We start from the raw sequence: 19529 nt of genomic DNA on the forward strand, positions 1-19529 counted from the left end.
CGGATACGGGGCCGGTCGTCGTGATGCGGTCCCCACGTGCGATCCGGCACCTGCTGCGCAGCCCCGGGGAACTCGGCCTGGCACGTGCGTATGTCGCGGGCGAGCTCGACGTGTACGGCGATCTCAAGGAGGCACTGCGCCGGGGAAGGGCGTTCATGAGCGAACGGACCGTCTCCGGGGCCGGGGTCGCCCCCCGCCACGGGATGTTGCTGCTGAGGCTGGCCATGCGCCTGGGCGCGATAGGCGTGCCACCGCGGCCGCCCGCTGGAGAGGCCAGACCGGCCGGACGCAAGCACTCCCCGCTACGGGATCGCGCTGCGATCTCGCATCACTACGACCTCGGTAACGAGTTCTACGCGCTGATCCTCGACCCGACGATGAGCTACTCCTGCGCGTACTGGACCTCGCGGGAGACGAATTACGGACTCGCCGCCGCGCAGTGCGACAAGGTCGATCTCATCTGCCGCAAGCTCGGGCTGCGCGCCGGCGACTCGTTGCTCGACGTCGGGTGCGGCTGGGGAGCGCTGATCGTTCACGCGGCGGAACGGTTCGGTGCGCGGGCCACCGGCGTGACCAACTCCAGGCGTCAGTACGAGTACGTCAAGGAACTCGGCGCCCCGGTCGAGGTTGTGTTGCAGGACTACCGCGACCCCGTCGGCGAGCCGTTCGACGCCGTCGCCTCGATCGAAATGGGAGAGCACGTCGGCGAGCGGAACTACCCGCTCTACTGCGGGACGCTGTACCGGGCGCTCAAGCCCGGCGGGCGGGTGCTGCTCCAGCAGATGTCACGTAGCGGCGTCGCGCCGGGCGGGGGCCCCTTCATCGAGAGATACATCGCACCCGACATGGCGATGCGGCCGATTCACCACACATTACGGCACCTAGAGGAGGCCGGATTCGAGATCCGCGACGTCGCCTCTCTGCGGGAGCACTACGTCACCACCATCGACGCCTGGTCGCGACGGCTCGCGGCCAACTGGGACGAGCTGGTGCACCTGTACGGAGGAAGGCTCGCCCGGATCTGGCGGCTGTACCTGGCGGGCGGTGCGCTGGCCTTCGAGGACGCTCGCATGAGCGTGCACCAGGTCCTCGCGGTCCGGCCTTGCGGCCGAACGGGGGTTCGGTCGTGAAGATCTGCGTCGTCGGCTCCGGTCTCGCCGGTCTCGCCGCGGCCTTCTACCTGTCGCGATATCCGGAGGCAGAGATCACGGTGTACGAGCAGGGCGTAGGTTTCGGCGGTCGCGCGAATGTCGAGGGGGGCGGTGAACACTGCCCGCGGGTCTTCCTGGAGGATTACGTCCGGCTCTTTGAGATCATGCGGCAGATCCCGGCTGACGGGGGCGGGTCGCTGTATGACCAGTTACGGAGGCTGCACCGGTTCGCACGCACAGGTGACGGCGCCTGGGTCGAGATCTCCCACCTCTACCGGATCATGGCGAAGGAGCTCTCACTCGCGGAGAAGCTGCGGATCTCCTGGAACTGGCGGCCGACGCCCCTGATCGGGGAGCACGCGCCCCGGGAACGTGGCGCCAACCGCTACGGCTCGGTCCTCAACTACTCTCCGCGCTCAGTTCTCCGCATGGCCGGCAACCTCTTCCGGTCGAAGACCGGATTCGCCTTGCCCGGCTCCACCGACGTCTTTCTCATCGAGCCCTGGGTGCGGCACCTGCGAGCACAGGGGGTCACCCTGACGGCCGGGCGCAGGGTCACGGGGTTGAATCTCGACGGCGATCCCGTGGACGTGCGCACGAGCGAGGGATGGCGGCGATTCGACGCGGTCGTCGTCACCGCGTTCGTTCCGGACCTGGTGGCCTTGCTGAACGCCTCGAAGATCGATCACGGGGTGCGTGAAGTCGACCACATGCACAACGTGGCGTACACGATCGATCTCGATCCCCGGGAAGACGTGCTGTCCAACCCGGAACCGGGCTTCTACGGGTGTGGAGGCGTCGCCGTCCTCATCCAGCCGGAGGCCGGGCGGGCCATCGCGTTGTGCGTCCGCAATCCCCGCACCGACGAGCAGTACGTTCTTGACCGATTGCGTGACCACCTGGGGCTGCGGTTTCCCGTACGCGACGTCGCGGTCCGGATGAACCAGCGACCCGGCGAAGCGATCCTGGCCGGCGACTACACCCGCCCGGAGCACATCCTGCGGCGGCCATCGCGCCGGCTTTACTTCGCGGGGTCACATATCCGCAACTCCTATCCGATGGACTCGGCGGAGGGCGCGGTCCTGACGGCACTGACCGCCGTGGGCGCCCTGGTGCGCGACCACCCGCTCCGCGCAGCGCCCGCATCTCAGCCAGCGGGGTCAACATGAGCGCGGCCCATCCGTACAGGGAAAGCGTCGCGGTGATCGGGTCGGGCGTGGCCGGCCTCACCGCCGCCTACCTGCTGCGGCGACGATACGACGTCACGTTGTTCGAGGCGGACGACAGGTTCGGCGGGCATGCCCACACCCACGACGTCCGTACCCCCGACGGGGCCGTCGTGCCGATCGACACGGGCTTCATCGTGCACAACACGCGAACCTACCCCGCGCTCTGCAGACTCTTCGCCGAACTGGGCGTGCGGACGTCCGCCGCCGAGATGTCCCTGGGAGTCAGCTGTAGGGAGTGCGGATTGGAGTATGCGGGAGGGCGGAACGGCAAAGGCCTGCCACCGGGTGGGCCACCTCGAGTCTGGGCTGCCTACGCGCGTCTGCCGGCCGAGGTTCTGAGATTCAATCGCGACGCACGCCGGCTGCTGAAGGCCGGTGCTGATCCCGGCGTGAGCTTCGGTGAATTCCTCAGCCCCCGCCGGTACTCCCGCTACTTCGTCGACCACGTCGCATTACCCCTTGTCGCGGCCGTCTGGTCGATGGCGGAGGACGACGCTCTCACGCAGCACGCCTGGTCCCTGCTGTCGTTCCTGGACAATCACGCGATGCTGAATGTCACCGGTAGAGTGCCGTGGCGAACGGTCGTCGGAGGCTCCCGCGAATACGTCGACCGGATCACCGTGCGCGACTCCGCGGCCCACGACCTGACCGCACGGTCCTCGACGCCGATTCGCGCGGTGCGGCGGCACGACGACGGGGTGGAGATCGCCGATGCGAGCGGCGGCCGGCACGAGGCGTCCAAAGTCGTCATCGCCACTCACGCCGACCAGGCTCTCGCACTACTCGCTGACGCCACACTCGCGGAGAAGCGCGTACTCGGCGCGTTCCGCTACTCACGCAACCGGATCCTGCTTCACACCGACACCTCCGTCCTGCCCCGTGCCCGCCGGGCACGGGCCTCCTGGAACCTGCGCAAGCGTTCCTGCCAGGGGAGTGGCCCGATCACGGTGACGTACCACATGAACCGGCTGATGATGCTGAGCGAGCCGCTGGACTATCTGGTGACGCTCAACAACGACGAGATCGACCAGAACGCGGTCCTGGCCTCGGCCGTCTACGAGCATCCCATCCCCGACGCGTCGTCATTCACCGCCCAGCGCCTGCTGCCTGAGCTGACCAGCGCCACGACCGCCTACGCGGGGGCCTACCACGGGTGGGGCTTCCACGAGGACGGCTGCATGTCAGGAGTCCGGGCCGCGGCCGCATTCGGGGTGCGCTGGTGAACGTGTACGCCGCCCGCCTGGTCCATGTACGCCGCAAGCCGGTGTTTCGCTGCTTCCGCCACCATCTCCACGTGTGGCTGATCGACCTGGACGAACTTCCCGATGTCCCGTGGTGGCTACGACCCTTCGCACAGTTTCGGGCCGCTGATCACTTGGGCGCTCCTCATCTCACGATCCGCCGCAACGTCGGCGACTGGCTCTCCGCCCAAGGCGTACGGCTGGGCAGCGGCCGAGTCCTGATGCTGACCACACCTCGCACGCTGGGCCGCGCGTTCAACCCGCTCACGCTCTACTGGTGCCACGATGAACGGGACGAGTTGCGCTGCGTCGTCGCCGAGGTTTCCAACACGTACGGCCAGCGCCACTGCTATCTTCTCCGCCCGGGACCCGGTCAGTGCGCCGACACCCGCAAGCGCTTCTACGTGTCGCCCTTCCTGTCCATGAACGGCCGCTATCGCATGCGCTTGCCAGTCCCCGGAGAGCGCCTTTCGATCAGGATCTCCCTGGTGCAAGAAGAGTCACCGGTCCTCACCGCGGTACTCACCGGTCACCGGATCAAGTCGGATACATCAGGGATTCTGCGCGCCCTGCTCTTGCGGCCACTGGCCCCGTACCGGGTCACCTTCTTGATCAGGAGCCATGGCATAGCTCTGTGGCTGCGGGGTTTGCCGCGCTTTCCAAGAACGCTCGATCCCGGTGGGAGGTCCTCATGACCACTTCGACAGTTTCGGGGATCGGCCTGACCCGGTGGCCGTCACTGACGCCGCCAGATCCGGCACCCGTACGGGCCTGGCTGATGGCGCGGGTATTCCGGCGAGCGGTCGCCTCGCTCCCCGTGCGGGTGGCGTTGCCGGGGGGCACACGCATGGGCGGCGGCGGCCCGGACTCGCCGGTGATGAGAATCGTCAGACCAAGGGAGTTCTTCACCCGCCTGGCCGTTCGTGGCCCCATCGGCCTGGGGGAGGCGTACATGTCCGGAGACTGGACGAGCACAGACCTCGCGGGCCTGCTCACCCCGCCCGCCGCGCGACTGACGCGCTCCGTGAGCAGGCCGTTCGCCACGATGCGGCGGTGGGTCGCGGAACACAAGCCCGCGAGCGAACGCAACACCGTAGAGGGGGCGCAATCGAACATCCGCTACCACTACGACCTGCCCAGCGAGCTGTTCGCCCTGTTCCTCGATGACTCGATGACGTACTCGTGCGCCTGGTTCGGCCCGGGCGACGACCTCCACCGGGCTCAGTCGCGCAAGATCGAGGGGATGCTCGACTACGCGCTCATCGGCCCCGGCAGCCGGGTGCTCGAGATCGGAACCGGCTGGGGCGAGCTCGCCATCGCCGCCGCCCGGCGCGGGGCCGACGTCACCACGCTGACTATCTCGCCCAGTCAGTGCGCTCTTGCCGGAGAACGCGTCGCCGCCGCAGGAGTGGGCGACCGGGTCCGTGTGCTGCGGCACGACTATCGTGAGGCCGAGGGCACCTATGACGCCATCGTCTCGGTGGAGATGCTCGAGGCCGTCGGCGCGGAGTTCTGGGGTGAATACTTCGCGGTGCTCCGGCGGGTGCTGGCTCCCGGCGGCCGTATCGCGCTCCAGACGATCACGATGCCGCATGACCGCATGCTTGCCACCAGGGACCTGCGGACATGGATCACGACGTACGTCTTCCCGGGCGGCCAAGTCCCTTCGCTCACAGCCATCGAGGACCTGGTGGAGCCCGGACTGACGATCACCGGAAGGCGCAGGCTGGGCTCACACTACGCGCGTACTCTGCAGTGCTGGCGGGAACGCTTCATCGCCCGTGAGGCCGAGGTCGCCGATCTCGGCTTCGACGAGATCTTCCTGCGGCTTTGGGAGTTCTACCTGGCGCAATCCGAGGCCGGCTTCCGGGCCGGATATCTCGATGTCTGGCAACTGCAGCTTGCCGAAACCGGATAATCATCGCGCTTGGTGGTCGCCTGATCGAGCGGCATGGTCAGGGGCTGGACGGCTAGATGATTGATTCCAAGGCTGCTGGCTATGATCAGTGGTCCCTACCGTTGAGATATCTGGGCTCATAGGGTTCGGATGCCCCGGAAGGGGCGAGTGTGGCTTTCAGTGGTCTGCCGTTCATGTGGCTCCCTTCGACTCGCCGCTCGCTTCTTCATGACGGACTCGGCCTCTGATTAAGAGCTGCGATCCAATCGCTGAGTAGGGACCTGGCGGCGAGGTCGTCTGCGGGCTGAACATAGAACCTGCTGGTGAGAGGCTTAAGTTGACGCGAGCGTGGGCCGGGGTGGACATCGGCCGAGAACATCATCACGTGGCAGTGGTCGATGGTGACGGCATACGGGTGTTCTCCCGTCGGATTGCCAACGACGAGACCGCACTGCTGGAGGCGATTGGAGTCCGTGGCCTGGCCGAGGAGATGACCTGGGCCATCGACCTGCACAGCAGCGAGTCGGTGCTGCTGCTGACGCTGCTGCTCGACCACGGCCAGAAGATCGTCTACGTGCCCGGCATCGTGGTCAACCGGGCGGCTGAGGGCTACCGCGGCGCCGGGAAGACCGACGCCAAAGACGCCCTGATCATCGCTGACCAGGCGCGGATGCGCCGCGATCTGACTGTCGTGGACGGTGACGACGACCTGGTCGTCGAGCTGCGGATGCTGGTGGCTCGCCGCAAGGATCTGGCCGCCGACCGCACCCGGGCGATCAACCGACTGCATGACCAATTGCTGGCCATATGCCCCGCGCTGCAACGCATCCTGGATCTGACGACCAAGGGCCCGCTGACCCTGCTGACCGGCTTCCAGACCCCGGCCGAGCTGCGCGCGATCGGCCTCGACGGCCTCACCACCTGGCTGAAGGATCGCAAGGTCCGCAACGCCGCCACCCTGGCAGCTAAGGTCGTCACCGCAGCGCAGTCCCAGCACACCACCCTGCCCGCCGAGCGGACAGCCGCACTGCTGACCACCCAGCTCGTCCAGGGAGTGATCACCCTCAACGAGCAGCTCAAGGACCTCGACGAGCTCATCGAAGACCGGTTTCGCTGCCATCCGTCTGCCGAGGTGATCTGCAGCATGCCCGGCATCGGTGTCATGCTCAGCGCCGAGTTCATCGCAGCCACCGGCAAAATGAGCCGCTTCACCAGCGCCGACCAGCTCGCCAGCTTCGCCGGCGTCACCCCGCAGCCCCGTGACTCCGGCCGAGTCAGCGGCAACCTGCATCGGACTCAGCGCTACAGCCGACCCCTGCAACGCGTCTTCTACACCTCCGCGCTGCTCAGCATCCAGTCCTGCCCCGACTCGCGGCGCTTCTACGACCGCAAACGCGCCGAAGGCAAACGCCACACCCAAGCAGTCCTCGCCCTCGCCCGCCGACGCGTCAACGTGCTCTGGGCACTCCTGCGTGACAACCGCACCTACCAACCCGCGCCTCCCCTCACCCTCGCCGCCGCTTGACAAGCGGATTAAGAGTCGTAGGCGGTGAGGGATCGGGTGGTGGGCTGGCCGGTCTTGTCGTTGTGCCAGATGACTGCGGTCAGCGCCAGGATTCGGGCGATGACGCGGATGATGACGCCCGCAGGGGTTCGTCCGCCGTGTCGTTCCAGGTTGAGCTGGCCTTTGAGGGCCTGGTTGATCGACTCGATGGTCTGCCGCAGTGGTTTGAGCAACTCGCTGCCGGCCCGTGGGGTTGGGGCTTCCCCATGAACGTGAACACCGATGTCAGGCGGCGGGCTTCAGGATATCTGCCGTCTTCTCGTCGTCGATCGGGCTGAGCTGGCCGATGCGGGAGTGCCGTCGGACCGTGTTGTAGCGGGTGATCCAGCAGAACCCCGGCAGGCGGGCGGTGTGGGCGTCGGACCAGCCGGGCACGCCCTGCAGAGTCTCCCGCTTGAGAGTCGCGTTGAAGGACTCGGCTGCCGCGTTGTCGGCGCCGGTGCCGGCAACGCCGCGTGAGCGGGTGACACCGAGCCGGTGGCAGGCCCGCGCGAACTCCCGCGCCCCGTTGCCGCTGTGAAACACCGCGCCGTCCAGACGGCCGCCCCGGATATGCAGCGCGTCGATGACGAGCTCAGCGCGCATGTGATCGGCGATCGACCGGCCTGCCAACCGGCGCGAACACAGGTCCACGACCGTGGCCAGGTAGAGGAACCGGCCACCGCCCACGGGCAGATAGGTGATGTCGCCGACGTAGCGGGTGTTCGGCCGCTCGGCGGTGAAGTCACGCTGGATCAGGTCCGGCACCGGCGCCGCGTCCGGCTCCAGGACGGTAGTGCGGACCTTCTCGCGCAGCCGCAGCCCCGCGATGCCGTACTCGCGCATCACCCGCTCCACCCGCTTGTGGTCGACCGCGATTCCCGCCGCACGCAACTCGGCCGTCACCCGGGGCGAGCCGTAGGTGCCGTCATACCCGGCACGGATGCGCCACACCGGAACGGCCAATTGCTCGTCGGCCTGGCCGCGGCCCCCTTCAGCCACCGGCAGAAGCCCGAGCGCGACACCTGCAGCACCCGGCACAACCCGCTTCACCCCGTAGAGCGCCTTGTGATCCTCAACAAACGACAAGCGGTCCACCAGTTTGTCCCGTTCGCGAAAAGCTTGGCCGCCTTACGCAGGATGTCCCGCTCTTGCTCCAGCTCCCGGATCCGCGCCTTGAGCTGCTTGTTCTCCTCTTCCAGCACGTCGTCCGAGGGTACGGGCCCGGACGAGGTGCCCGTGCCGGTCCCCACCCCGCCGGCCGCTCGCCGCCCGCTCTCACCCCGAGCCTGCACGGCGCGTACCCACACCCGCAGCGTCTCGCGGCCGACCCCCAGATCCCGCGCGATCGACGTGATCGTCCGGGCCGCCCTCGACAGCACCAACGCCACCGCGTCGGCCTTGAACTCAGGCGGATCGTTCTTCATCACCATCAGGGACATCTCTTCCCCCGGACCTCAAGATCCAGTCTCCAAGGTGTCTACGTTCAAGGGGAAAGGCCCGGAGAACCAGCTCGGCGCGCTCGGGCTGGCGCTGAACGCGGTCATCTGGTGGAACAGCCTCTACATCGACGCCGCCGTCGACCGACTGCGCGAGCAGGGCTTCCCGGTCGCCGACGAGATGTGCGCCCGGTTGTCGCCGATCGCCTATGACCACATCAACTTCCTGGGCCTCTACGCCTTCACCCGCGCCGAGGTCTCCGGCGGCCTGCGCGCCTTCCACGACGGCGAGTAACCGTGCAGTAGGGCAGCCTCCACGGTGAAGTCCGCCTGCGCTGATCTCGCCGGCGAACAGCGGCCTGCCCTGGCACCGTCGCGGGCCTGCGTGGCGGGCTTGTGCCGACCCGATTTCGGACGGGATCCGGTGCTCGCCGGGATCAGGGCGTGGGCATCGCCGGCGTCTGGGGCACCCGGCGCTGCCCGCCCTGGCGCGCGGCGCGTGCTGGTGGGGCAGGCCCTACCAGGATGTACCCGTCCACGCCACTGAGCATCGGGCAGCTGGCGGGATCGTTTGCTGTGATCGCCGCCCATAACGTGATGACCAGCGCCGATACGGCGCTGCATCACCATTCGGGAGAAGTCACTTCATGCGCATCACGTCCAAGATCCTCGCCCTCGCTCTCGCCGCCGCCACCGCCGGCACAGTCCTTGCCACCGTCCCGGCGCACGCCGCCCAGGCCACGACGCCGAGCACAACCGCCTCGCTGCAGAAGGCGATGGACGCACTGGTGGATACCGGCAACGTGGCAGGAGTGCAGGCCAGGCTCACCGAGGCCGGCAACCAGCGCGTGCTGCGCGCCGGGACCGCCCGGATCGGCGGCGGCCGCCCCGTCCCGGCTGACGGGCTGTTCCGCATGGGCAGCGCCACCAAGGTCTTCACCGCGGCCACCGTGCTGCACCTGGTCGGCGAGGGACGCATCAAGTTGGGCGAGCCCATCGCCACCTACCTGCCCGGGCTGCTGCCACGCGAGAACGACATCACGGTGCGGATGATCCTGCAGCACACCGCCGGGATCCCCAGCTACACCGACCTGCCGGAGTTTCCCACTGTCGGCGAGCCGTACCTGAAGCTGCGCTTCACCCGGTTCACCGACGAGCAGCTGGTGGCGGCCTCGCTGGCCAAGCCGCTGAACTTCGAGCCCGGCTCGCGCTTTTCCTACTCCAACACCGGCTATCTGGTGGCCGGGATGCTGATCAAGGCGGTGACCGGCAACAGCTGGCAGAGCGAGGTCACCAAGCGCATCATCAAGCCGCTGGGCCTGCGCGACACCTCCGCTCCCACCTACTCCACCTCGATCCCCGGGCCGCACGCCCACGGCTACATCAAGAAGGCCACCGGCCAATACGTCGACATCAGCCGGCTCAACCCGAGCATCGCCAGCTCCGGCGGCGCGATGATCACCACCACCAAGGACCTGACGACCTTCCTCCACAGCCTGGCCACCGGCAAGGTCCTCAAGCCCGCCCAGCTCGCCGAGATGAAGAAGGGCCTGTTCGTCAACCCCCAGATCGGCGCGTACGGCCTGGGCCTGAGGGTGCAGTCCACCAGCTGCGGCAAGCAGATCATCGGCCACACCGGAGGCATCCCCGGCTACCTCACCGCCGCCTACGCCACCCCCGACGGCCGCACCACGCTGGCCCTGTCGGTCAGCGAGAAGCAGCCGCAGACCGACCAGGCTCCCTTCGAGAAGGCGATCGACGCCGCCTTCTGCGCCTGAGACCGGCCCTGCCCCGAGGGTTCGGCCTCGGGGCAGGGCGCGCGTCTGACGGCATCCAGGGCGGAGGAACCTGCGGGCAGCCGTCGGCACGAGGAGGATCTTTCGGCGACACAGGCTCATCGCCACGTCCCGCCTCCGGCCGTCAGTCCGTGCCCGGGAGGCGTTCCCTAAGAGCAGGCGCAGCCGCCATCTCTTCCCACCAGCCCCGCACATCCCGATCGCAGGTTCCTCGCCCCTCCCGTCACCAAGGAGAACCGATGTCGCCGTCCCACCCCACCAGAGCCGCCCTCGCGCCCCCGCCGGCCGCTCTCCGGTGGCGCCGCGCCCTGGCCCCGGCCACCGCGGCCGCCGTCGCCCTCAGCGTCCTGGGCCTGGCCGCCGCCCCGGCCGCCGCCGAGGCCGGCGCGCGGGCCCGCCCGGCCGATGCCGTACAGACGGCTCTGGAAGGCCTGGTCGGCACCGGCGGCTTCCCGGGCACCCTCGCCTCGACGCGGGACCGCGGCGGGCGCGTGCGCGACTACACCGCAGGCGTGGCGGACCTGGCCACCCGGGCGAAGGTCCCCCGCAACGGGAAGGTACGCATCGGCAGCACCACCAAGACCTTCCTCGCCACGCTCGTCCTGCAACTGGCCGGAGAGGGCAAGATCGACCTCGACGCCAGGGTCGAGACCTATCTGCCCGGCCTGATCCGCGCCAACGGCAACGACGGCCGCCGCTTCACCGTCCGCCAAGCGCTCCAGCACACCGCCGGCCTGCCCGACTACGAACACGATCTGCTCGGCTCCTGGCCATCGTGGACCCAGGCCCGCCACCGCTACTTCGAACCCCGCGACGTGCTCGACGTGGGCCTGACCCGCCGACCCGCCTTCGCCCCCGGCACCGGCTGGGCCTACAGCAACACCGGATACATCGCGCTCGGCCTGCTGGTGCAGAAGATCACCGGCCGGCCCCTCGGCGAGGAGATCACCAACCGGATCATCACCCCAGTCCGGCTGCGCGACACCTACTGGCCAGGCGTCGGCGAGCAGAACATCCGCGGCCCCCACCCCAAGGGCTACCGGGCCAAGACCAACGAGCCGGGCGCCGAACTAGCCGAGGTCACACAGCTGGACCCGTCCTGGGCATGGGCGGCCGGACAGATGATCAGCACCCCCCGCGACGTCAACCGCTTCCTGGGCGCGCTGCTCGACGGCCGGCTCCTCAAGCCCGACCTGCTGCAGCAGATGAAGCAGACCATCGCCGCGCCCGGATTCCCGAAAAGCTGGAGCTACGGGCTCGGGCTGATGAAGATCGAACTGAGCTGCGGCGGCCACGCCTGGGCCCACGGCGGCGACATCTCCGGCTACGAGGTCCGCAACGGCGCCACCGAGGACGGACGCGCGGCCACCATCGCCGTCACCGCGATGCCCTACACCAAACCCGCCGCCGACCAGGTCAACGCCGCCCTGGACACCGCCCTGTGCGCCCAGCGATAGCAGGCGCCGCAACGCTCAAAGCCCCCTGGTGGGCTGGGAACTGAATACGTGAGAAAGGGGCCATGACGCGATCTTGATAGCATAAACGTGCTGCTCAGATGGCCTACGTGGTCGAGGCCCGTTCGGCGTCGTGAGCCTTGAAAGCGTTGTAGAGCGCGCGGCGGGAGACCGTCCGTTCCTTGCCGCTCGCGGTCTTATACGTCAGCCCTTTGGCGATGCTGGTGACGGACTCGCCATCGGCTCGGCGACCGAGCGCGACGCGCATCATGTCCTTGGAGATCACCGCCGGGCGGCCACCGTGCCGACCTTCAGCGGCGGCCAGGGTGAGACCGTCGCGGGTTCGTTCGATCATCATCTCGCGTTCGATCTGGGCGAAACCGGCGAGCACGGCGAAGAAGATCTGTCCCATGCCGCGGGGGTCGTAGATGCCGGCGAGTGGCCCGGACAGGATCTCCAGTTTGGCCCCGAGGTCTTGCAGGGACCAGGCGGTCTCCATGATCTCCCGCATGTCGCGGCCTATACGATCCAACTTGCTCACCACCAGTGTGTCGCCGGGGCGCAGCCGGGAACGCACGTCCTGCCACTGCGGGCGGGGGCTGCCTGCCTTGCCGGACTTCTTCTCGGCGAAGACGTTGACGACGGCGACGTCGGCCTCGTCCAGCGCGGCCAGTTGAACCTCCAGGGTCTGGCCCCGGGTGGAGACGTGGGCGTACCCGAAGCGGCCATGGTCGATCGGGCGGGTGTTGAACTTCGCGGGGCGCTTCGCCGTAGTCTGAGTGTGCGTCAAACCCATGCATCACCTTTGATGCACGTGTTGATGCACAGCCGGGCTAGGGTGAATCGGGCATCCGGTGGGGCCTGGCCAATCGTGCATCTAACGTTCGTTAGATGCCATCGCAGGCTTCGGACACGAGAGCTCGCGGTGCGGAATTCCCGCCGCCATCGCCGTATTGGATGGCCGTTCGATCCCTGCTCGGGCAAGATTCTCCCGTGCACCATGCTCTCCTCGGGCTGGCCGAGAACCCGGCACTAACGTCCGAACTGATCGACCAGCTCATCACGGCTGCGGCCACGGACGCGGACGTCGCCGAGGCCGTGGCCTGCCGGGCGGATCTCAGCCGTGTGCAGGTAGCCGCTCTGGCACGCTTGGAGGGCGCCGCCATACGGCTCGCCCACGAAGGGCGGCTCACGGCCGACGACGTCGATCCGGTCGCTCAGCCACAGATCGCCCTCGCTCTCCTCGGCGAACGTTCCGGCAGGCCGGGGTGGGGAAGGCAGCTTGCCGCCGATCCCCTGGCGGAGACCAGGGAGAAGCTGGCGGCCTGCCCCGGCCTGCCCCACGATGTGCTGCAGACGCTCAGCGCCGATCCCGATGTCCGGGTCGTCGCAGAGCTCGCGCTGTGGGCACCCGCGGATATCGCCGGCGAGCTCGCGGCGCATCCCCATGCCGATGTCCGTCGTTCGGTGGCGGCCAACGAAGCGACGCCGGCGATGGTGCTGGCGTCGTTGCTGACCGGTGACGGGCTGTCCCCGGCACGGTCCTGCACGGTATGCGATCGGGAACCGGTCCCGTTCGTTCACGATCCCCACTGCGAACGGTCTAACTGCTCACTGCCGCCGGGCGCTTCATGCGACGGTTCCCACGAGTCCACCGTTGGGGACATTCAGCAGATGGCGCTTCAGAACCCGGCTGCCCCGGTCGAGGCCGCAGTGGGCTTCGCCGGCCATCCCTCGACTCTGATGCGCGTCGCATTGGCGGCCCGCACCGATCTGCCCGCACAGGTGTACGAGCAACTCGTCGAGGATCCCATCCCGTGGGTGCGCGCAACACTCGCGGACAACCCCTCGATCAGCGAGAACCTGGTCCGCACCCTGGCCACCGATCGCGGCCACGACGTCCAGCGCCGACTCGCCCATCATCCCGACCTGCCGCTGGACGTTCTGTCCGGCATCGCAGCCTCCGCCGGGATCGGCTCGGTGCTGCTGCCGCGCATCGCATCGGCCTCTGGGTCCGAAGTCGCCGCGCTGGCCGCGTCGGCGAACCCGGCGGTCCGCATGCTGCTCGCTCAGCGGCGCGACCTGCCGCCTGAGATCCGAGACGCGCTCGCCGACGATCTGGATGAGAAGGTGGTCTCATCCATCGCGCCGCACCCGGGCCTGTCCGAGGCGCAGTTGCGCGCGATGCTCACGCGCCACGGCACGCGGGTGCTGGCGAAAGTGGCCGCCAACCCGGATGCCACGGCCACGCTGCTGCAGGACCTTGCTCAGCATCGGCCGCCGGCGCGCAAGGCATTCCGCGAGATCGCTCGGCATCCCAGTGCCACGGCCGTGGCACTGCTGGCCTGCCTGGCCGATCGCCAGGCCAGGCCCTTGGCCGCTCGACACCCCGCCTTGCCACCGTCGGCGATCGTCGAACTGCTCGACGACGAAGACTGGCAGGTAGTGGAGGCCGCCGCCGCTAACCCGTCGTTGCCGCTCGCCGCGATGCGGGAGCTGATTCCCTGATCAAGATGGCCTGTTCCGCGTGCTCTCAGCTCACGCGGAACAGGACGCGCGACTCCAGGTCCAAGCGGGTGGCCGGGGTCGGGGGGGTCACCGTAGTCTCGGCCGGGAATCCAACGAACTCATCCCCGACCTGCGATGACACGCCCTTTCAAGCTCATTGAGCGTCGCGCTGGGCGGGGTCTTCGCCACCGAATCCGCCTGCCGACGAAGCGTTCGGGCCGCGGAACACCCGGGATCGGGCCCGACGGCGATGCCCGTCGGACAGCAACAACGGACAATCCAACGAACCCGCCCACGACGAGCGGAACCCTCAGGGATTCGGGGTTCGGTCAGTTCGCGGTCATCGGTGTTCGCGTCGGGCGGCGGATTCGCGGGAGGCGACGTGGTCGGCGACAGCGTCGACACCGGGCCGGGCGTACCGTTCCAGTGAGCGCCTTGCGGGTGGTGAGGAACACCAGGCCGCGCAGTCGGCCTTTGATGAGGCTGGGCAGTATCGGACTGCCAGTGCACCCAGTCGGTCGCGCCGCCCTTGGAGATCACGCTGCCGCGTTTGTCATCGGGCAGATCGCGGGCGGGAGCGGGATCACCTCGGCGGCGTTCGCGCTCATGATCGGCGCCCTCCCCGGTTCCCGCAGTACATGCGTGCACCTCGCGTTGGTGTGGTGTTCCGAGCGTGCCAGGCCGGGGCCGTCCCGCAGCAAACTGCGGCCAGGATGGTGCATAGACATCTCGAAGCGCGTTCCAGGTCGATCCGGATACGGTCTATCCGGTCACGGTAGAGTCGGCCACTTCCCTAGATGTACAGAAGAACCTCCATCTCCTCCGGTGCCCCGAACGGCCAAGGCTTGGAGCAGGTCTTCTTACGGCGCCGGCCGGATGGGCCGGCAGCCCGCCTCGGTGAGTCGATCCCTGCTGACCTTCGACACCAGCACGTTCGAGGGTCGGTCATCGATACGTGGACCTGGAAGGCCGCTGACTTCGCCAAGGCCTGGGCCAGCGGAGCCCCCAACCTCGGGATCACGCTCCGCACTATTTGGGTTCGAAGAGCCCGCAACGCTCGCCCATACAGCCTACTTTTCAAGTCGAAATCGAGCTCGGATTGTGGCCTGCGTTAAAGATGAGTTAAGCAAATCTGGTTAGCTTCTTTTAAACCCTTGTCCGGCATGCTGCGGAGCATGGCGAACATAAAGATTGCCCTGAAGATCGCAGCCTTCCTCGCTACCTCAGTCGTCCTCGCCTCATGCGGCGGTGGCCCCGGTGCGCAGGGCGACTCCGGTGATCAAGCGAAGTACGCGGCGTGCCTGCGGGATCAGGGTCTCACTGTCACGGAGCGGAGCGACGGGCTGGACATCAAGGCGGACTCCCCGGAGAAAAACAACGCGGCCAAGTCGGCCTGCAAGCAGTACGCCCCGGCCGGTGAGGAGGTGTCGCCCGAGGACAAGAAGCAGGCGATGGACTCCGCGCTCAAGTACGTCGAGTGCATGCGCAAGGCGGGCGTCGACATGCCGGATCCGGAGCAGGATCCCGACGGTGGTGTCGCTGTGAAGCTGCCGGACGGGATGACCGAGGACACGCCGGTGGTTCAGCAGGCGCAGAAGGCGTGTCAGGAGCTCTCTCCTGGGAACTCCGGGTGAGGCGCACGGCGGTGCTGCTGAGCGGCGTAGCGGTGATCGGAAGCGGGGCTGTGGTGGGGTTCATGTACCTCCCCGGTCGTACGGCAGCGCCGGCGTCGAGTCCCAGCGGTACGCAAGCGTCGTCCGTGCCGATCACCCGTTCCGACATGGTGGACACCAAACAGGTCAGCGGCACACTCGGGTACGCGGGCCGCCGCGTTCAGCCCAACCGGGCCGGCGGGGTTGTCACCGCCATCCGGGCCGAGGGAACGGTGGTGCGTCGGGGCGGCTGGCTGTACAAGGTGGAGGGAAAGCCGGTGTTCCTGATGTACGGCGCCGTCCCGATGTATCGCCGCCTCGGTGTCGGCTCGACAGGTCCGGATGTCCAGCAGCTGGAGCTGAACCTGGTCAAGCTGGGATACAAGCCCGGAACGGTCGACAAGACCTTCACCGCGGTGACCGCCAACGCGGTGTGGGCCTGGCAGCGCGAGAAGGGACTGGTGGCGACGGGCCGGGCCGAGGTGAACCAAGTGATCTTCTCGGGGGGCGCGCTGCGGATCGCGGAGAACGCCAAGCAGGCGGGGGATGCCGCTGAAGGTTCGGTGGTGACAACGACCAGGACCGAACGGGCCATCACCATCAAACTGGAATCCTCCCACCAGCAATTCGCCCGAAAGGGCGCCAGGGTGAAGGTACAGCTGCCGGACGGCAAGAAGGTCGATGGAACGATCTTCTCTGTCGGAACCGTCGCACGGCCGGGGAAGGATGCGGACAGTCCGGCGACGATCGAGGTCAGGGTCAAGGTCGGCGGCGAACTGGGCAGGCTGGATCAGGCGCCGGTCACGGTCGAGCTGCGAACCGGGCGCCGCAAGGACGTGCTGTCGGTGCCGGTCGAGGCCCTGATTGCGCGGGCAGGCGGCCAGTACGGCGTGCGGGTGGTGCGGGGCGGCACCCGCCGGGTGGTGCCGGTCGAGACGGGCCTGTTCATGGGGAGCCGCGTGGAGATCTCCGGCGCAGGCTTGTCGGAGGGCGTGAGAGTCGAGGTGCCCAAGCTATGACCGCCGTCGTCGAGCTGAGCAAGGTGTCCAAGGAGTTTCCCGGTGGCGTTCTGGCGCTGCGAGGAGTGGATTTGCGGGTGGATACCGGAGAGCTGGTCGCCATGGTCGGCCCTTCCGGGTCGGGCAAATCGACGCTGCTCAACATGATCGGTACCTTGGACCGGCCAACGGGGGGCCAGGTGCGCATCGCCGGCTACGACGTGGCGCGGTTGAGCGACCCCGAGCTCTCGGCGCTGCGTGCCCAGCACATCGGGTTCATCTTCCAGCAGTTCCACCTCGCGGACGGTGTTTCCGCTCTCGACAACGTCGCTGACGGTTTGCTGTATGCCGGGGTGGCGCGGCGTGAACGCCGGCGACGGGCGGGTGAGGCATTGGAGCGTGTCGGCCTGGCGGGTCGGCTGGAGCACCGATCGAATCAGATGTCGGGCGGGGAGCGGCAGCGGGTCGCCGTGGCCCGCGCCGTGGTCGGGGAGCCTTCCCTGGTGCTGGCCGATGAGCCGACCGGCAACCTTGACACCGCATCAGGGGCAGAGGTTCTCTCGACATTGCGGAATCTGAACGCCGCCGGCGCCACTGTGGTGATCATTACGCACGATCTGGAGGTTGCGGCCGCCGCGCCACGCCGGATCCACATCCGAGACGGCCTGGTCGTCGAGACTGGAGCGCTCCGATGACGGTTCGGAACGGCGAAGCACGGCTGACACCGGCCCGGATGAACCTGGAGGATGTGGCGCGGGTGGGTGTGGCGGGGCTACGGGCCCGGCCCACGCGGGCCGTGCTGTCCGCGTTGGGGATCGCCATCGGCATCGCGACCATGGTGGCGGTGCTGGGCATCTCCTCCTCCAGCCAGGCTCGCGTCATGGAGACCTTGGATGAGCTGGGGACGAACATGTTGACCGTCGCCCCCGGCAAGCAGTTCTCCGAGAAGAAAGCCAGGCTGCCGAAGAACGCGGGCCCGATGATCCGGGGCGTGGAGCATGTCACCATGGCCGGTCAGACCGGTGATACCGGCAAGGCCATCTACCGCAACGATCGCATCCCTTCGACGCGCACCGGTGGCCTTCAGGTCCGCGCCACGTCCCTGGAGCTGCTGGAGGTCCTGCAGACCCCTGTCCGCAGCGGAAGGTGGCACGATGCGGCCACCGCGGCGCAACGCACCGTGGTGCTGGGATCCACGGCCGCCACCCGGCTCGCCGCCAGCGCCGGAGACTCGGTGTGGATCAACGGTCAGCGGTGGACGGTGATCGGGGTCCTGGCCGAATCGCCACTGGCGGAGGACGTCGACGTGGCCGCGCTGGTCGGCTTCGCCGCGGCGGATGCCTTCCTCGGATCCGATGGACACCCGACCCTGGTCTACACGAAGATCGCTGAGGAGAAGGTCACGGAGGTCAGGGCGTTGCTGAATCACGCGGCGAACCCGGAGCATCCGGAGGAGGTCACGGTCAGCCGCCCCTCCGACGCTCTGGAGGCGAGGGCCGCGGTGGCGGGGGCGTTCACCAGCCTGTTGCTTGGTGTCGGCGGAGTGGCCCTGCTGGTGGGCGGGGTCGGCATCGCCAACACGATGATCATCTCGGTACTGGAGCGGCGTCGTGAGATCGGCCTGCGTCGCGCGCTCGGGGCCACCACCGCCCAGGTTCGCATCCAGTTTCTCGCCGAATCCCTGATTTTGGCCGGGGCGGGCGGGCTCACCGGCTCGCTGCTGGGAGTGGTCGGCACCATCGGGTTCGCGCTGACGCAAGGGTTGCCGCCGGTCGTGCCCACGTGGGTGATCGGCGGCGGACTCGGCGCCACACTCGCCGTCGGCGCCATCGCCGGACTCTACCCGGCGATGCGGGCCGCTCGGATGTCGCCGACGATGGCCCTGTCCGCCTGAGACTTACCATGACGACCGACATCCGGGAGCATCGAACATGCGCGTGCTGGTTGCCGAGGACGAGAAAGGCTTGGCCGACATCATCGGCACCGGGCTGCGCAAGGCCCGAATGGCCGTGGACGTCGTCTATGACGGGGACGCGGCCCTGGAACGGGCGATGACCCATGAGTACGACGTGATCGTGCTCGATCGGGACTTACCCGAGATCCACGGTGACGAGGTCTGCCGGAGGCTGATGGAGGCGCAGGTCCCCGCACGGATCATCATGCTCACCGCCGCGGGTGACCTGTGGTCGAAGGTGGAGGGGCTGGGCCTGGGTTCCGACGACTACCTCGCCAAGCCCTTCGACTTTCCCGAGCTCGTCGCCCGGATCCGGGCCCTGGCACGGCGGGTACCGACCCGGCTCCCGCCGGTTCTGCAGATGGCGGGCATCACCCTGGACCCGGCCCACCACGAAGTGTACCGCAACGGCCGCTATGTGGCTCTCAGCCCCAAGGAGTTCGCGGTGCTGGAGGTCTTCATGCGGTCGGGGGGAAGCGTGGTCAGTGTCGAGGATCTGCTGGAGAAGGCATGGGACGAGAACGTCGACTACTTCACCAACTCCGTGCGGGTAACAGTGGCGACGCTACGCAAGAAGCTGGGAGCGCCACCGGTGATTCAGACCGTGATCGGAGCGGGTTACCGTCTCGTCGACCCTGGGCACGGAGCACCGTCAGGGTCCGCCTGA

The 19529-nt window shown here is 68.0% G+C and carries 19 protein-coding genes; 15 read left to right on the top strand and 4 right to left on the bottom strand.

Annotated elements, in window-relative coordinates:
* Nucleotides 1–23: 23 nt before the first annotated feature.
* The 6 genes from ACIBI5_RS34340 to ACIBI5_RS34365 all read left to right on the top strand — a co-directional run bounded on the left by ACIBI5_RS34340 (nt 24) and on the right by ACIBI5_RS34365 (nt 7043).
* Nucleotides 24–1130 carry a class I SAM-dependent methyltransferase gene (locus ACIBI5_RS34340; RefSeq protein ID WP_397252871.1) on the top strand — a complete coding sequence of 369 codons (1107 nt, stop codon included), beginning with the start codon at nt 24–26 and terminating at the stop codon, nt 1128–1130.
* A complete protein-coding gene (locus tag ACIBI5_RS34345; RefSeq protein WP_397252872.1) occupies nt 1127–2320 on the top strand; it encodes an FAD-dependent oxidoreductase in 1194 nt (397 codons plus the stop codon). Before ACIBI5_RS34340 ends, ACIBI5_RS34345 begins: the two co-directional genes overlap by 4 nt.
* Complete coding sequence (locus ACIBI5_RS34350; RefSeq protein ID WP_397252873.1) at nt 2317–3603, top strand: NAD(P)/FAD-dependent oxidoreductase; 1287 nt, start codon at nt 2317–2319, stop codon at nt 3601–3603. The genes ACIBI5_RS34345 and ACIBI5_RS34350 overlap by 4 nt, the downstream gene beginning before the upstream one ends.
* A complete protein-coding gene (locus tag ACIBI5_RS34355) occupies nt 3600–4316 on the top strand; it encodes a DUF1365 domain-containing protein (protein WP_397252874.1) in 717 nt (238 codons plus the stop codon). The genes ACIBI5_RS34350 and ACIBI5_RS34355 overlap by 4 nt, the downstream gene beginning before the upstream one ends.
* Complete coding sequence (locus ACIBI5_RS34360; protein WP_397252875.1) at nt 4313–5539, top strand: class I SAM-dependent methyltransferase; 1227 nt, start codon at nt 4313–4315, stop codon at nt 5537–5539. The genes ACIBI5_RS34355 and ACIBI5_RS34360 overlap by 4 nt, the downstream gene beginning before the upstream one ends.
* A gap of 316 nt (nt 5540–5855) precedes the next feature.
* Nucleotides 5856–7043, top strand: a complete 1188-nt coding sequence (locus ACIBI5_RS34365; protein WP_397252876.1) for an IS110 family transposase — start codon at nt 5856–5858, stop codon at nt 7041–7043.
* 8 nt (nt 7044–7051) lie between these two features.
* Here the strand turns inward: ACIBI5_RS34365 and ACIBI5_RS34370 are convergent, their stop codons facing one another.
* The 3 genes from ACIBI5_RS34370 to ACIBI5_RS34380 are packed head-to-tail and all read right to left on the bottom strand — an operon-like array spanning nt 7052 to nt 8503.
* Nucleotides 7052–7255 carry a hypothetical protein gene (locus tag ACIBI5_RS34370; RefSeq protein WP_397252877.1) on the bottom strand — a complete coding sequence of 68 codons (204 nt, stop codon included), beginning with the start codon at nt 7253–7255 and terminating at the stop codon, nt 7052–7054.
* A gap of 52 nt (nt 7256–7307) precedes the next feature.
* Nucleotides 7308–8150 carry an IS3 family transposase gene (locus ACIBI5_RS34375; RefSeq protein WP_397252878.1) on the bottom strand — a complete coding sequence of 281 codons (843 nt, stop codon included), beginning with the start codon at nt 8148–8150 and terminating at the stop codon, nt 7308–7310.
* Entirely contained in the window at nt 8111–8503 is a 393-nt protein-coding gene (locus ACIBI5_RS34380; protein WP_397252879.1) for a transposase, read from the bottom strand. The genes ACIBI5_RS34375 and ACIBI5_RS34380 overlap by 40 nt, the downstream gene beginning before the upstream one ends.
* 34 nt (nt 8504–8537) lie before the next feature.
* On the opposite strand from ACIBI5_RS34380, the gene ACIBI5_RS34385 reads away from it, so the two are divergent.
* From ACIBI5_RS34385 to ACIBI5_RS34395, 3 genes are all read left to right on the top strand, one after another.
* On the top strand, nt 8538–8795 hold the full coding sequence (locus tag ACIBI5_RS34385; RefSeq protein ID WP_397252880.1) for a Tn3 family transposase: 258 nt from the start codon (nt 8538–8540) through the stop codon (nt 8793–8795).
* A 352-nt stretch (nt 8796–9147) separates the two neighbouring features.
* Entirely contained in the window at nt 9148–10278 is a 1131-nt protein-coding gene (locus ACIBI5_RS34390; protein ID WP_397252881.1) for a serine hydrolase domain-containing protein, read from the top strand.
* Nucleotides 10279–10535: 257 nt separating this feature from the next.
* On the top strand, nt 10536–11753 hold the full coding sequence (locus tag ACIBI5_RS34395; RefSeq protein ID WP_397252882.1) for a serine hydrolase domain-containing protein: 1218 nt from the start codon (nt 10536–10538) through the stop codon (nt 11751–11753).
* Nucleotides 11754–11856: 103 nt separating this feature from the next.
* On the opposite strand, the gene ACIBI5_RS34400 is transcribed toward ACIBI5_RS34395, so the two are convergent.
* Nucleotides 11857–12540: a recombinase family protein gene (locus ACIBI5_RS34400; protein WP_397252883.1), complete on the bottom strand. Its 684-nt coding sequence runs from the start codon at nt 12538–12540 to the stop codon at nt 11857–11859.
* A gap of 203 nt (nt 12541–12743) precedes the next feature.
* On the opposite strand from ACIBI5_RS34400, the gene ACIBI5_RS34405 reads away from it, so the two are divergent.
* The 6 genes from ACIBI5_RS34405 to ACIBI5_RS34430 all read left to right on the top strand — a co-directional run bounded on the left by ACIBI5_RS34405 (nt 12744) and on the right by ACIBI5_RS34430 (nt 19529).
* Nucleotides 12744–14258, top strand: coding sequence for a hypothetical protein (locus tag ACIBI5_RS34405; RefSeq protein ID WP_397252884.1), 1515 nt, complete (start codon nt 12744–12746; stop codon nt 14256–14258).
* Nucleotides 14259–15433: 1175 nt separating this feature from the next.
* Complete coding sequence (locus ACIBI5_RS34410; protein ID WP_397252885.1) at nt 15434–15892, top strand: hypothetical protein; 459 nt, start codon at nt 15434–15436, stop codon at nt 15890–15892.
* 125 nt (nt 15893–16017) lie between these two features.
* The gene (locus ACIBI5_RS34415; RefSeq protein WP_397252886.1) at nt 16018–16929 is read left to right on the top strand and encodes a peptidoglycan-binding protein; all 912 of its coding nucleotides are present in this window, start codon (nt 16018–16020) and stop codon (nt 16927–16929) included.
* The gene (locus ACIBI5_RS34420) at nt 16926–17603 is read left to right on the top strand and encodes an ABC transporter ATP-binding protein (protein WP_397252887.1); all 678 of its coding nucleotides are present in this window, start codon (nt 16926–16928) and stop codon (nt 17601–17603) included. Before ACIBI5_RS34415 ends, ACIBI5_RS34420 begins: the two co-directional genes overlap by 4 nt.
* On the top strand, nt 17600–18802 hold the full coding sequence (locus ACIBI5_RS34425; protein WP_397252888.1) for an ABC transporter permease: 1203 nt from the start codon (nt 17600–17602) through the stop codon (nt 18800–18802). Before ACIBI5_RS34420 ends, ACIBI5_RS34425 begins: the two co-directional genes overlap by 4 nt.
* 37 nt (nt 18803–18839) lie before the next feature.
* Nucleotides 18840–19529 (top strand): response regulator transcription factor, encoded by a 690-nt coding sequence (locus ACIBI5_RS34430; RefSeq protein ID WP_397252889.1) that lies wholly within the window; start codon nt 18840–18842, stop codon nt 19527–19529.

Origin of the sequence: Nonomuraea sp. NPDC050540, assembly GCF_044457485.1 — a bacterium.
Taxonomy (GTDB): Bacteria; Actinomycetota; Actinomycetes; order Streptosporangiales; family Streptosporangiaceae; genus Nonomuraea.